We start from the raw sequence: 14,119 nt of genomic DNA on the forward strand, positions 1-14,119 counted from the left end.
GTGCTCGGCGATCTGGTCGTTCGGCGGCACTTTTGGCCGAGTCTTGCGGTAGTATGAGCGAGCGACAACTTTTTCGGGCCTTCGGAAGGCGTTGGGTCATTTTGGACTTCCGAGCAGATGCTTGCTATGCGCGACTTGAACGATGGCGCATCTACATCGGCGTAAGCGGAATAACTGCTTCGCGCCACATGTCAGTGTTGTCTCGCACGTCGCAGGCCAACAAAAGCATTCGTCGATCAATCCGCTTGCCCGTCCCCGGCCAGGGATCAGCTGGAAGATGTTCACGTCCTTCAAGCAGGTCAAAGCTAATCCTTGTCAGCCCGTCACTAGTGCTCCCAAGACATCCTCGGCGAGGAGGCGTCAGCACCTGACAGCTGCTCTTGGGTACTAGAGTCAGAATCTGATCACTCAGGCTCGTATCCTGCGGCGCAGAAGTAGTTTGAGCACTCCTCGGCGGTGAAGCGTGGCAAGGCGTCGCGGATTGCGTCCCAAAGCTCGGGGATCTTGCGTGCGGCGGCTTTCCTGAGGATCGACTTCAGCTTGGAGAAGGCATTCTCGATCGGGTTAAAGTCGGGGCTGTAAGGCGGTAGGAAGAGCATTCGCGCGCCGGCCGCTTCGATCGCTTGGCGGGCGGCGGCGACTTTGTGAGCGGGCAGGTTGTCGAGGATGACGATGTCACCAACTCGAAGCGTAGGCGCCAATACATGCTCGGCATAAGCGGCGAACCATTCACCCGTCATCGGTCCGTCGAGGACCATCGGCGCAGTCATGCCCGTCAGGCGCAATGCGCCTGTAAAAGTAGTCGTTTTCCAGTGCCCGTGCGGGATCGGAGATCGGCACCGCATGCCCCGCTTTGCCCGTCCACGCAGGCGAGCCATCTTCGTCGATGCGCCGGTCTCGTCGATAAAGACCAACCGTTCGGGATCGAGATCAGGCTGGGCCTTGAACCAGGCGCGTCGCCGCGCGAGCACGTCGGGCCGATCCTGCTCGCTGGCGTGCGCTGTTTTTTTTGAAGGTCATCGAGTGACGGTCGAGAAAGCGCCAGATCGTGCTCGGCGCGAACACGACCGCATGCTCCGCCCTGAGAAATTCAGCCAACTCGACCAGTGTGATGTCGTCCTGACCTTCGATCACCGCCAGGATCGTATCCCGGTAGGCTTCGATCCGCTGGGAGCGCTTGTCTCCGCCTTGGGGCTTTGCCCGCGTCGCGCCGCTCTCTCGCCATTCGCGGACCCAGCGGACCGCGCTTGCCGCGGCAACACCGAAACGATCCGCCGCAGCCCGCCGCGACAGGCCACTCTCAACCGCTGCGATCACTCGCGAACGCAAATCCTCCGATATGGCTCTAACCATGCCTGCTGGCCTCCATACCCAGCCGACATGATGAATCAGATATTCTCCCCGATGGGAATCCCTCGCGATTCCATCAGGTCAGATTATGCTCTAAGTCAGTTCGCGACCGGGGCCGCGCAAAAAAAGCCCGCCGACCAAGGTCGACGGGCTACCTTTCCCTCAAACTGCCGTGCGTCCCTTCCTGGATGCTCCGCCTGAACCAGGAACCCCACGCATATGCCTCATAGCTGATATCCGGCTAACGGGGCTGTAGCCCGGGTGCAACAACGACCTAAATTCAGCAAGGCGCGGCTCGTCCAATAGCAGCTTCCGCCGCTGACGATGGACGGGGCAAGTAGCCGGAATAGCCCCACAGTATACCGGAAGAGCTATTAGCGTCGTCACCGCGATGCCGCGCGTCGGGGCCGATTTCACGCGCGAGCCTCTCTATCATGTCTGCACGCGCGTTTTACATCACCGGTCCGGGCGCAACCAGCAATGGCGCTCTCTTGCGCACCCATGGCCTAGGGCTGGCGTCTCACGATCTCTGCCTTCGAGAGGCCGCGGGCACCCCCTTCGCGACGGAATGAGGCGTAAAGCTGCCATTCCGCAAAAGACAAAAACGTGATGACGAATTGCTCGTGAGTCGACTTTGGCGAACCAGCTCGCAAGCCATTGTTTTATAACGATTGTGTTAGTCCCGGAGGGTCATCGTTTTCTACACAAAATGAAACGTTAGCGGATGGTTCGCCAAGCCATATTCTTCGTATTTTCTCGTATGGTCTGGCGAACCTAAGGACGATGAACGCGACTAATTACAGGCTTCGAGATATCGCGTAGCCGCAGGTAGAAATCCCTTGTAGTGAATGACCGAAAAGGGGCCGCGAGCCGACAGTCTGATTTCGAGATGACCTGGCCAGACAACAGACAGTGGCATCCGGCCTATCTCGTCACCAGAAGCGTTCTTCCCCTACAGTTAGATTGCAGTGCGGCTGGCGCGGAAGCAATCCGAGACACTGTCTGCTGACTGAGCTGTTTGAGCCAGTGCTTGACGTGCCAAGATTCACCTTCCGTGCCGGTCGCGTAGGAGCAACCTCGCAGCTTCCCCCCTCCTCGATGCTTGAGTGTCGCTGGCCGCCGCTTCCACCTGCAACTCCAGCTCATGCGCCTCGGCGACGCCAACGCCGATCAGATTGCCCAGCGCGCGGTCGATCCGGCCTCGCGCGGAATGCGCCGGGATCAGCAGGTCCGGTTGTTCGGCGAACGCGGCGTCGAACCAGCGCACGACGCGACCGCCGATGCCAGCGGTGATCCACAGGCCTGCCGCGCGGGTGCGATCAAACCAGGCCTCCACGGCATCGAGGACAAAGTCGAGGTGTCGCGCCCGCGGCGCAACGAGGAGCAGCTTCATAGTGCAAAGCGCCACGAACACCGTCGGACCGCCTCTCAGTAGGGGGCGCATTGTGGCTAGCAGCGGGTCGACACGGTCGAAGAGCAATGGCGGAAGATAGCTGTGCGTCCCGTTGAACGGATCGTAGGTATTGAGGAGCATCTTCGCGATGATGCTGCCACTTTCCATGTCGATCCGCGAGCTGGCCGGATCGTCGGCATATTCCCACCGCTTGAGCGCAATCACCCGCTCCACCAGCTTGGCGCGCAGATCGGCAGGCCGAGAGGCGGGGCGTTGGGGATCATTGAAATAGAGCGCGTCGGCCGCATGCATGACCGCCTGCGCAACGTCGCCGAAGGGCTCGTCTGGCAAATCGGTCACAAGCTTCAGATCGGTATCGAACGACGCGGGCGTGCCGTCGAGTAGTCGCTCAGCGAACAGCGCATAATAGTGCAGGTCCCAGTCGTGGGGGTCGCGGTCGATCTCGATATCAACCGACAGCCCCAATCCGTTCATTCGCGCGGTCCAGTCGGCATAGGCCGCAACCACCTCCTGCCGCCAGCCGATCGATCCCTTAGGCGCGGCCTGGATCATCGCCAGCCACTGCGCCGCAGCCGCGCTGTCGACGTGGACGATCTCGATCGCCTCGTCTTCGTCGAACTCTATAGGTGTGACTGGTCCGGGAACGCGGATGCGCGAGCCGCGGCGCAGATGTGGACGCTCCTTGGGCCATGTCGGCCATGCAGGTTCGGCGCCGCCATCCAGCCACGCGATCTCGGCCGAGACCGCTGCATCGATTGCCGCGGCCCGCTCTGCTTCGAAACGCGCGTGCTCGGCGTCGCCCTCCTCCTGATGGCGCTTCCAGCGCCAAGTCATGCTTGCGAAGGCTACGCGCATCGCCGCTTTGAAAAGCCTGGGGTCGATCTCGAGGATCCGCGCAAGGCCGGCGGAAAAGGCCGGCGCAGCGCGGCGGTCCTTGCGGGTCGCGAGCCGGATCAGCGCATCTCGGTCCGCATTGCTCCCCTTGCGCTCCCAGAGATGCATTAGCGCAAGCGTCGCGATCGCCGGGCGGTTGAAACGCAGCGTATCCTGCGAACCACCTCCGCGATCGGACTGCTCTTCCAACGCGATCGAGATGACCTGACGAACCCATCTGTCTTGCGTTGCGAGCAACTCGTCATCCCCATCGCGTGCTACCAGCAATGCAGTCGTGATCAGTCTCGTCGATCGCGATTTGAGAGCATCGGTGTCACTGTCGTCGGGGAGATCACCCTCTGCGTATTCGACCGCATCGCGTGCCGTTGAAGCGGTGGCGTGTTCTCCTTCTCCATCCATAGCCAGACTGATGCGCGCCTCGAGTTCGCTCGATCGGACAAACTCACCCCGCATCTTCTCCATCGCTGCAAGATGAGCGGCCTCGTCCGCCGGCGACTGATAGGCCAACTTCCCGCCCTCGATGTCTGTCCAGTTCGACCGCTGGAGCATGTTGTTGGCAACGCGTGCGATGAACCGCGCATCTCCCCAGTTCGAATAAGGCTCATAGGGCTCCAGGTTCTCGACCGCGGCGCTCATCTGCTCACGCAGACGGTTCGCAATGGCATTGTCGCCCATATAATTCGGGACGATGTCAAACAAGGACGCACCCCGTGACGGGCGGGCTTTCAAGTCGGCGAGTTTGACCTTTCCATCCGGCTCTTTCCCGATAGGGAAATCGATTCCCGAACCGATATGATCATGGGTCTGACGCGCACGGTCGGCAGCCAGCAGTTCCGGGGCCGCGATAAAAGGAGCGAGAACATCCCGGCCTACACCGAAATGCGACAGCAGCACGTCGATTGCGACCAGCAGAAAGGCTGCACAGCTGCCCTCGGGTCCAAGGATGTCGGTGAGCACTTCATCGACGGGGACACCGTCGTCGAGGCGCTGCTGGCTCCACGCCTCGAGGGCCTTCAGTCCGGAGGCCGCCGAATATTCGTGGCTCTGATCGCGAGACCACAAGTAGCTCGAAGTCCACGGAAAGAAGCGCGGGCCATGGCCGAGATCGACGGTGTAGCCGTCGTCTTCCGACACAAGCCCGTTAGTGTTGAACGCAATCGCTTCCGCGACCAGCGCCCGAATCAGTCTCAACCCTTCGGTCGCGCCGGACTCCAACAGATCGAGGAATGGCGGCTGCGCTGGCGAGGCCGGCAGATAGTCGCTGTCAGCGAAGGTGAAAGCTCGCCCCATCGAGCGGTCACGGCGGGCACGCTGATCCCGCTTCTCAATGAGGCTCGACAGCACGAGGTTCGCAAGCTCGGCCGGCGCAACCGGCGCGATCATCTTAGAAAATGGCCGGATCGCCTTGACCTTGTAGCTGTCCTTCTCGGCGCCGAGCTCCCTTAAATAAGCCTTCAGTTGATCGGGCGCGAATTCGCCAAGCAAGACCGCAATCTGGCGCAACGACTCTATCGTGCTACGCCACGCGTCGCTCGCCGCCCGGCCGAGGCTTCGCTCTCCGGGGATCGTCACCTCGGCGTCGCGAACATCGAGCTGACGCAGCCAGCCGAACAGCATGGTGGTCGTCTGCTCGGCGAACGGTCGAAGGTGCTTGAGGAAATAAACCTGTATTTGGACTAGCTCGACTACCGCGCCGATCGCCGACATCGGAATCTCGGCAGCGTGCGCCACCACCCAGCGCAGGACCAGAACTGCCGACCCGGTAATATTTGTACGATACGAGCGCGGCAGATTGACCTTGGAGCCGTCCGGCATCGTCATCAAGTCGGCCGTCGCCACGGTCTCGACCGCCGCGATCGTCGTGCACAATTCGATAAGGAGAGCCGCGTCTTCCGCCAATAGACCGGCGCCGTACTTTTCGAGCAGTTCGAAGCCGGCCTCCGACCGCGGCAAGGCGAGGATCGCTTGGCGCCGCCATGATCCATGCGCCCCTTGCGGAGACAGATGCGTGAGCAGATCGGTCCAGGCGCTGTAATTCGTCGCTTTCTCGAGCTCGAGGCGGCCGGCGACCTCAATGCCACGCGCAACGCGCGGCGATACCGGCACACTCAGATCGAGCTCAGTCAGACGGCTCGGATCCTCTGCGATGTAGTTCCCGATAGCCCAGTCGCGCAGCACGTCGTGATAGAAATCGAGCCGGTCGCGACGCACTTCCTTGAGCGTGAGCGTCCCGAGCAGATGCGACCGAGCAAACGAATCCTCGGTCAGATCAATGCCGTCTTCTCCCTTCAAGGCACTGGCCGCGAGTGCGGCCAGCAGCCGCTGCGCTGCGCGCACCTCGCGCGCAGGCGTGCCGTCCGCTCTCTTCCACCATACGTCAGCCATTGCCGCTTCAGTGCGAACCTCAGTCGCACTCGGCACCGTCAGCAGCCGGGATAGCCGATAGAGATTTCGGGCAAGACCGGCGGCGGGATGCTCGGGGTCGAGCAGCAACCGGAGATCCGGCGCCTGATCGACCAGTATCGCGACTTCATCTTCCGACAGGGGCCCGACGCTTATCCGGTGCGCGCCACCCAGGACGGTAACTATCCCTTCATCGAGCCAGGGTTCGAGATCGCCATGTCCGACCGTGCGCATGGTAGCGATTACCGTGAAGCCAGGGATCCCGCTCGCCGCTCGCATGAGCTCGATGATCGTGCGCTGGCGTCCGCGATCGTCAAACATGTCGATGCCGTCGATGAAGAGCATCGGGCCGCCGCTCGCGGCCAGATCGGTCAGGAACTCGACCGCCGAACCCGGGATGCCAAGCGAGTGGGAAAACGGCAGCCAACCGCCTGCCGGCGTGGAGTCGCGATCGAGCACAATGATCGGCGCCTGCCGCGCCACGCGTTCGGCGACATGCCGAAGAACCCAGGATTTGCCGACACCGGAATCGCCACGGATTTCAATGAACCTATGCGCTTCGGATGCGTCGTCCACCGCAGCGACAGCTTCCAATCGTGGCAAGGTCACACCCGCCACGGTCGTCCCGATATGGGCAAGCGTATTCTGCGCGAGCTCGGCAAGCCTGGCGCGTGCCGGCCCATAATCGCGGTCCCCGGCGAGCCGGAACCCTGCCTCGACGAGTTCGGCCCTGAGGCCATCTCGATCAATTGTACCGCCAGTGGTTCCGGTCTTGATCGACAAGTCGATCAGCCGGCTCCATAGCGCCTCGGCACGGGAGACATCCTCGTCTGCCAGCGCAACGCGCGCGAGCGCCAGACCATAGGTCCGGGCAATCGGCGCCGTCGCTTCGAAATCGAACTCGAGGATGAGCATTCGCCGCAAAAGCGACCAGATCGCTTGGTTATCGTCAGCGATGCCGCCGGCGATCAAATGCTTGCGCGTGGTCGCGACGAAGTCGCGCATGTCCTTACTCGCGACGCCCTTGGCTTCGATCCGGTCGAAGAACGCGGTCGCGCTGTCCGCCGTTCGCGCCCATCTGAGAACATCCTGATAGGCGCCGGAAATCTTGCGACTGGTGCGCTGAGTCGCGATGCTGAGAAGATGCCGGTCTTCCGGGACAGAGCCTACCTCGCTCCGCGCGATTTGCGACGCGACATCCTGATAGACACTATCGCCAGGCGAGAAGGTGATATCCCGCTTCGACTGGATTTCGAGGATGAAGTCGCCCGCCCATCCCGCGCCCGAAACTATCAGGTCATCGAGCTTGAACCCCTGCTCCGTGCCCTGGAACCGAACGCTGACGACTCGGGCGTCGGGCAAGCCCGGTGCCCGATTACCTGTCAGCAGCGCGAGCAGATAAACCGCGCCGAGCTCACCCTCGATATAGGCACCGGCCGGCCCCCGCGATGCCGGGCTCGAACCGCGCGCAATTTCGGGGCTGGGCTCCGTTTCCACCATCGATATGATTTGCAAGGAGTCGCCCTTCCAATCAAGTGAGCACATTGTTCTAGTGGGGCTCATCCTTTCCCTCGGGCGAGAGCGGTGTCTTGCGAGGCAAGTTCCGGCCGCGGATAATGAATCCCCTTGCTGGCAATCTCCTGCAATTGCGGCACTGCCCAGGCTCCGCACTGCTCAAAGTGCCCCGCAATTGCTGCTTTCGAGTCCGGAGCGAGCCCCCAGGTCAATGGGGGCACATGGCTTTCGAAGGTTGGCTCCTGCACCCACCGGCTTGCCTCCTGTTTCAGCCGCCGCTGCGCTTCGGCCTTTCCTTCAAGCTGGACATCGGCTTCCGGGTCGCCGTGTTGGCGGCGCTGCGCCATATGCGTGAGGAACGCAAATTCCTGCACCTGATTGTCAAAGGCTGGCAATTCCTCAAGCGGGCCGAGCCCGAAGTGAAAATAGGTGTGTTCGACGATCTTGTCGCCAGCCGCGAAGGTTCCCCAGGTCCGAGACTGGGTATCGCCCAGGCGGAGGTGATCGATGTGATCGGACAATCGCTTCGACAGACCGAGCCCTGCAAGGGATCTAGTGCTCATCAGGGTCAAGAAGGGCGACAGGATGTCGGGCGATTCGGAAATGGTGGTGTCAAGACCCAGATCAAGTTCAGGCGGAGCATCACACTTGCCCGCAAGGGTGGGATCGGAGGTGATCTGAATAAGGACATATCTGACGAAGCGTTTCGTCGCCAGCAGCTCAGAGCAAGAACGGGCATAGAGGTTCTCGATCTTCCCTCGTTCCTTGATCCTGTCGCATTGAATGTCATCGAGTTGCTCGACCAGGCGCAGTAGAGACGATGCGCCATAATTAGGGAAGCGTGAACCTGCCGCCCGGCGAAATCCCGGGGAAACGGGCTGAGTTGACGACGGCCGTGCTGACGCGCGTGGTCGGCAGGCCCACGCCGAGGACTTCAATGTCGGGGAGCGTCAGAGTCAGTTCTCCGGCGTCGCGGAGATTGGATGTATATGCGACAAGGCCGCGACTTGTCAGCGTCGCGTTCATAATCAGCGCCGGCCAGGGCCGCTGCGGCCAGAGCGCGCTGAGCGATGACTCGAACAAGGCTGATCCATAGGCATCCGCCCAGGCTCGTTCGAACGCACGCTCAAGGGCTATGCCACGATCATCGAAAAATCGCGCAGCCGGCCAGAAGATCGTCCTGAGCAGATCCCCGCTGAGCGCCGAAGCAACGACCGGTCCGAGAAACTCGCCGTCAAGCATGGCGCGCGCGCAAGGCGAAAGCCCTCCGGCCTGCAAAGGCCGGCAACCCGGCCGACGCTGTCTTTCGGCAAGCTCGCCAACATAAATTGCGGATCCAAGCGAGCCGCCGGACACCGATGAGATGGCAAAGAGCCTGTTCGAAAACTCTGGCACTTGGCGGTCCAGTTCCGAAAGAACGGTCGCCGTCCATTCCGCGGCACGTATGCCGCCGCCGGCGCTTTCCACCAGAAACATGGTCGCTTGGCCGTCCTTGTCCTGGTTGCTCGCGAGCCAACAATCAAAGGACGTCTCCACCTCCATCATCCCTGCCGGAGCTGCCGCCTCCGGACAGGCCACGGCGGCGGGAGTGGAAAACAACTTTGGATCGGGGATCTCACGGATCGGCGCCGCTTGGTAAAAGATGAAGCCGGCCAAGGTAGACAGGATCACGCTACGATAGACGTATCTTCTTGCCGGCATCTGCGCAAAGCAGCCAAGGATTGCGACAATCAAGGCCCCGATCGCAAAACATGAGGCGACCGGGCCGATGATGCCGCCTAACGTAGAAGCAAAAACCGCAAATATAAGAAACAGCAACTAAGCCAGCGACAATATCCTGAAGCGCCAGGTCTGCAGGACCGCTGCCGTCTTGACCAGGCCTCGCACGCTGTAGATCCAAAGCCACGGAATCAGGGCGAAGGCCAAGGCGACAACGCAGATCAGGGCCAGTTGATCACTTCCTGCTAGGGTGACAGCCACGGCGAACGCCACCATGAACATGCTAGCGGCCGCGATAGCAAATTGCTGTTGCCACCGCCTGGTCGCCAGCGAAATCATGAAGAGGAAGCCAACCACTGAATGAGGGCTCCGCACAGGATCGAAAGTGAACCCTGCACGGTCGCTGAGCTAGAGAGCAGCGCCTCCTGCCCGCCATCTGTGAACAAGGCGAAGCCGATCAGGCCGAGAATGAAGACGATTGATGCCATGATCCCCTCACCTCATGGACAGCCGTCCAGGCTCGAAGAGCGGCGGAACGGGCACGCAAGGCCCATCATGCGCTATCTGTTCGCGGAGCGCTATTCGGATCCTGATCGCAAGCTTCGCCGGCCTCGATATCTCAACGACAAAGAGGCCTTCGATGCGAGATGAAAAGGATTGCCATTTCGGCGATTTCTATGTCTCAGACAGCGACGACGACTTTAGAAACGACGCTCGCCGAAGTCCCCAGAGCGATCCTTGCGGCGCGGCGGCGGTCAACGGTCGCTCTTTGCCAACAATTCCAGATTTTCACGCATGTCTTTCCCCATGTGAACCGACGCAGCCGGCGCGGCTGCAAGCAGAAGACGCGCAGCGTTCGGCAGAGAGCGGTCCGAAGCCGAGAGGACCGCCGCCATCGGCGGGACGTTGACGGTGGGCGTCGCCAGCCTGAAACGCCCTTCTCCTGCAAGATCGGACCACTTGTCGAACATCCAGGAAACGAGCGGCTCGGCCACTCCGCTTCGCAGCTTAGAGGCGCGAACGTGGAAAAGCATCCATGCGCCCGCCCACCAAAGGATGACAGGCTCGCCCGTTACATCGCGCCGAAGGGTATCAACGGACAGTGCCGCCCCGTGGCGATCGGTGCCGATTGTTTTCTGCTTGCCAGTCATTCGCTCAAGAAGCGGGTGCAAGCCAGAAATCTCCGCCGTACCCAAGCCGGCTTGAACGACGCTATCCACAGCGGCGAACGCACCTGCAAGCGCGGCTGCGATCGAGAAACTGAGAAGCATGTCTTCGCCTCCGCGCAAGACCTCCGGATCCGCTGCGTCATCTATGATCGCGGGCGGGACGACGCCGCGCTCGGGATTTTGCAGTTGCTCGCCAAAGTCGCGCCCACCGCCAGCCTCCACCATGGCGGCCATTGCGGCGTGATGGCGCAGCAGCGGCACAAAGTCCGTCGCGTTGTGGCTCACGATAGCCTTGCGACCCGCCGCGATGATCCGCGAAATCTCCGACGAAAGAATCGGTCCCTTAATCAGATACCGCCGAAATTCCAGGTGGAACCCTGTCGGCCGAGGCAAAGCCTCGTCGGCGTCCGCAAGCATGTAGTAGGCAAAGTCAAGGTCGCCCAGCGGATGTGACCGGATCTCTTCTGGAGGCTCCTGGTTACTGGCGCATCCAGGAGCATAGCGAATGTCCTGAACGTCCGCGGGCACGCTATGCGTGAGTTCATTGAACAGCCACAAAACCGCATGCCTCACCACGCGATGGCAATACGCTTCAGCAAGCGTTCCGTCAGAATCTATCATGGGCAACTGCGCCAAGGCCACACGCAACTTCATCACGGCAATGTCGGGACGTCCGGCGCAACATGCAGCGTGCGCGGTATCGGCAAGCAAGCCGATCGCCATTGCCCGAACCGACGGTAACTGCAGATCAGATGCCTCAGTCCGTGCCTGCTCGAACCAACGCTCAGCCTCGGCCCAGTCACCCAGCTCGGCGGCGCTGATGCCTGCTTCCCTAGCGATATAGGCCCGCTCGAGCGCGTCCTGGCCACCGGCGCGTGCGGCGGTGGCGAGCAAGGGCAAGGCTGCTGCATGATCGCGCCGCCGCCAATGGATTTTGGCGCGCGCACGCACCAGCGCTATGTCAAAACCAAATCGCTTCTCCGCGTCCGCAAGACAAGCAAAGGCGCGCTCGACATCATCCCCGCTCTCATCGAGACAGATCGACTGGGCTATAGCGCAACGAACCGCGAGCGTCGGATTCTGCCACCGTATCGCGATATCCGCGCAGGCACCATATTGGCCGGCCGCAGCCTCCCAGTCGAAAGCGTCCGCTCGCGATTCCTTCAGCCATGCGTGCATGACCAGGATCGATATGTCACCGCGTCCGCTCTGAAAGGATGAGAAAAGTCGTTCCTGCAGCCCGGCATGCTCTTGGTCGAGCCGCTCAATCAGGGCGCGGAAACCCGCAACGGTCGTGATGTTACGCATCTGAGTGGCGAACAGCACGCCGGTCACGTGCACGTTTCCGCCTTTCGTGGATTGGAAACCTCGGCTGACCTCGGCCAAGCGCGTATCGGTTTCGGTCAAACGGTCGAAGCGCAAGAGAAGCTCAATCCATGACGGAAACAGCTCGCCCGCACGTTCATGAATCAACAGCTTCGACAGAATCGAACCTTCGAACAGCACCTTTCCCTCGACGTCAGCACGCTCGCGCTCAAGCGCCTTCCAGCACAGTTGCGCGTCTGCGGGGGCACCATTGGGAAGCAGGGACAGGAGCTGCCCAAACCGCATCATCACGGACGCGAAGGGATTTGCGGGAAAAATCGGGGTGTTCGTTGGAAACGAACCCAGCTCGCCAAGAAAGGGAGCAACAAGTTCGAGCGTCTCGGTGTTGCAACGGATTACGCTGTCCGCGAAAGCCACAACCAACGCTGCCTCATCACTCTTGAGTGCGTGGCGCATGGCAGTGCCAGCGTCAAGCACTGAAAGACGTTTGCTGCTCATTAGGGCGTCGGCTATGCAGCGATGAATGGCCCGACGTTCTGCTGCGGTGAAAACCTCAAGCCCTGTCCCTTCAAGCAATGGCGATACGCGAAGACGGTCTCCATGCCATGGCTCGATCCAAGGACCGACAAGGCGGTCAAGCGCCAGGCCAGCAAGAGCAACGGGTGGAGCGACTGCCCCAAGTGTCATGGCCAGGCCACGATCGAACGTGCCGCCGATCAAGCTGGTTCGAAGCAGCAGAGACTGGGCTTCTGTCGGGACCGCCGCGACAAGCCGCTGCCGCATCGCGCGGCGCTCCGCCCCCATTTCGGTCTGGATGCTGCCGCCAAGCAGTGCTGCGACCGACGCCCGAGACCAGCCGGCCGCTGACAGGCGTAGAAGTATTGCTATCGTAAGCTGCGGATGGCCCAGCGAAGCCGCGCGATGAACGGCATCAGCGTATTTGACCTCTCCGCCCGTCGTGCTGACCAGGGCTGACACCTCATTGTCGCTAAAATAGGGGACCTCACAGACAGGCGATTCCTGGGGAGACAGCAGATGCTGTGTCGCCGGCGCCGGTGGTCGATATGATGTGACGATTGCGGTCGCGTTGCGTCGGCGCAGGCTTGCCATCATCCGGAGAAGAAGGTCGCGCACGGTGGGATGATCGATCTCGTTCAGATCATCCAATATGACATGCGTCGGTGGACGCGCCACCAACTCGCCCATGGCGACGGAGAGCCTCGATGCCGTCTCCATGGGACCAAGATCGCGAAAATCGACGATGACCCAATGATCGTTGGACCGTGAAGCGACAAGTCTCGCCAGAAGTGTTTTTCCAAGACCAGTGGCCGCAGTGGCAATTGCTATGCCCGTCCTGCACCGAATTGCATTGATGTCCGCCACGAGTTCTGTGCGTGGTGCGACAAGGGAAGGCATCGGCAGTTCGCTCGTCGGGACGAGTAGCGAAGGGCGTGAAAAAGGGCCGGCCGATCCGCTGAAGGCTGCAGGGAGTTGATCGACGGGCACAGACACCATGGAGATGCTGTCAAGCAGGCGAAGCAGGTCGGCGCGACGCAATTGGCGAGCGCCTTTGGACGTTGCAGTCCGCAAGATGTGCTCGACCGTTGCCGGCAATAGGTTTCTGGCCACCTGGCTCGACAAGCGCCTCGCTGAAGCGACAAATTCGATGAGGCCGGATTCGAGCTCATCTCGAAGGTCCTCGAAACTTGATGCACCGCAGTGCCAATGAATCCGAGTGAAGAGCTCCGATCGCAAGGACTCGTCGTTCCGCGCCAAAACATAGGCCTTCGTAGCTGGCTTCAAATCGAGGCCCTCGAGCAGCTTGCGCAATGGCGCGACATCGGCACCGGCGGCAGCCAGACGCCAGTAATGCAACGCGGGTCGGTTACCGACGTGCTGATCTTTGCGGCGCTCGAGACCGATATCGGCGGTTGTCAGATAATGCAGGGAGACTACTCGCTTAGGATTGCGCGCAGCCGTGTCGACAAAACTGTCAATTGCCGCACGCACATCGGCCGACTGCAGGGTTATTCTGCCGCCCCCCGCGCTATACTTCACCTGGGTGCCGGCCAAAGCGTGGCGCGTCGTGACGGAATAGTCCTCCGCTACCTCGAGGTGAAGAAGTTCGCCGTCGGCCAGTCCAACCCAGGCAAGACCTGAGGCATAGAGCTGGTAGCCGTAGCCACGCAAAGCGGCAACCGCCTGGCGAGAAGGATCGCCATAAGGTGAACCGAGCCGCGGTCCAGAATCAAAGATGTCCATCTTCCATGCCCAGAGAGCCTGACGCTGCGAAAGCTACTTCCGCTTCAAGCTGCTATGCCGTTCTCTT

The 14,119-nt window shown here is 61.2% G+C and carries 7 protein-coding genes; 1 reads left to right on the plus strand and 6 read right to left on the minus strand.

Annotated elements, in window-relative coordinates; genetic code table 11:
* Nucleotides 1–404: 404 nt before the first annotated feature.
* Both NKK50_RS27405 and NKK50_RS27410 read right to left on the minus strand, forming a co-directional pair.
* Nucleotides 405–1,353, minus strand: a protein-coding gene (locus tag NKK50_RS27405) for an IS630 family transposase (RefSeq protein WP_352544184.1) whose coding sequence is annotated in 2 segments (ribosomal slippage) — nucleotides 405–1,011 and nucleotides 1,010–1,353 — 951 coding nt in all. Because the reading frame shifts where the segments join, the coding sequence is not laid out codon by codon here.
* A 1,042-nt stretch (nucleotides 1,354–2,395) separates the two neighbouring features.
* Nucleotides 2,396–7,576 (minus strand): NACHT domain-containing protein, encoded by a 5,181-nt coding sequence (locus NKK50_RS27410; protein ID WP_352544185.1) that lies wholly within the window; start codon nucleotides 7,574–7,576, stop codon nucleotides 2,396–2,398.
* A 221-nt stretch (nucleotides 7,577–7,797) separates the two neighbouring features.
* On the opposite strand from NKK50_RS27410, the gene NKK50_RS27415 reads away from it, so the two are divergent.
* Entirely contained in the window at nucleotides 7,798–8,391 is a 594-nt protein-coding gene (locus tag NKK50_RS27415; RefSeq protein WP_352544186.1) for a hypothetical protein, read from the plus strand.
* 16 nt (nucleotides 8,392–8,407) lie between these two features.
* On the opposite strand, the gene NKK50_RS27420 is transcribed toward NKK50_RS27415, so the two are convergent.
* The 4 genes from NKK50_RS27420 to NKK50_RS27435 all read right to left on the minus strand — a co-directional run bounded on the left by NKK50_RS27420 (nucleotide 8,408) and on the right by NKK50_RS27435 (nucleotide 14,052).
* Entirely contained in the window at nucleotides 8,408–9,394 is a 987-nt protein-coding gene (locus tag NKK50_RS27420) for a hypothetical protein (protein ID WP_352544187.1), read from the minus strand.
* Nucleotides 9,395–9,652 carry a hypothetical protein gene (locus NKK50_RS27425; protein WP_352544188.1) on the minus strand — a complete coding sequence of 86 codons (258 nt, stop codon included), beginning with the start codon at nucleotides 9,650–9,652 and terminating at the stop codon, nucleotides 9,395–9,397.
* Entirely contained in the window at nucleotides 9,631–9,783 is a 153-nt protein-coding gene (locus NKK50_RS27430; protein ID WP_352544189.1) for a hypothetical protein, read from the minus strand. The genes NKK50_RS27425 and NKK50_RS27430 overlap by 22 nt, the downstream gene beginning before the upstream one ends.
* A 267-nt stretch (nucleotides 9,784–10,050) precedes the next feature.
* The gene (locus NKK50_RS27435) at nucleotides 10,051–14,052 is read right to left on the minus strand and encodes an ATP-binding protein (protein WP_352544190.1); all 4,002 of its coding nucleotides are present in this window, start codon (nucleotides 14,050–14,052) and stop codon (nucleotides 10,051–10,053) included.
* Nucleotides 14,053–14,119 lie beyond the last annotated feature (67 nt).

This window comes from Mesorhizobium sp. M0001, assembly GCF_040324255.1.
In the GTDB taxonomy this organism is placed as follows: domain Bacteria; phylum Pseudomonadota; class Alphaproteobacteria; order Rhizobiales; family Rhizobiaceae; genus Mesorhizobium.

Bases quoted from the DNA above. Each gene is read 5' to 3' on its own strand.
- NKK50_RS27415 (WP_352544186.1), top strand. From the start codon at position 7,798: ATGGCTTTCGAAGGTTGGCTCCTGCACCCACCGGCTTGCCTCCTGTTT.
- NKK50_RS27430 (WP_352544189.1), bottom strand. From the start codon at position 9,783: ATGGCATCAATCGTCTTCATTCTCGGCCTGATCGGCTTCGCCTTGTTC.
- NKK50_RS27435 (WP_352544190.1), bottom strand. From the start codon at position 14,052: ATGGACATCTTTGATTCTGGACCGCGGCTCGGTTCACCTTATGGCGAT.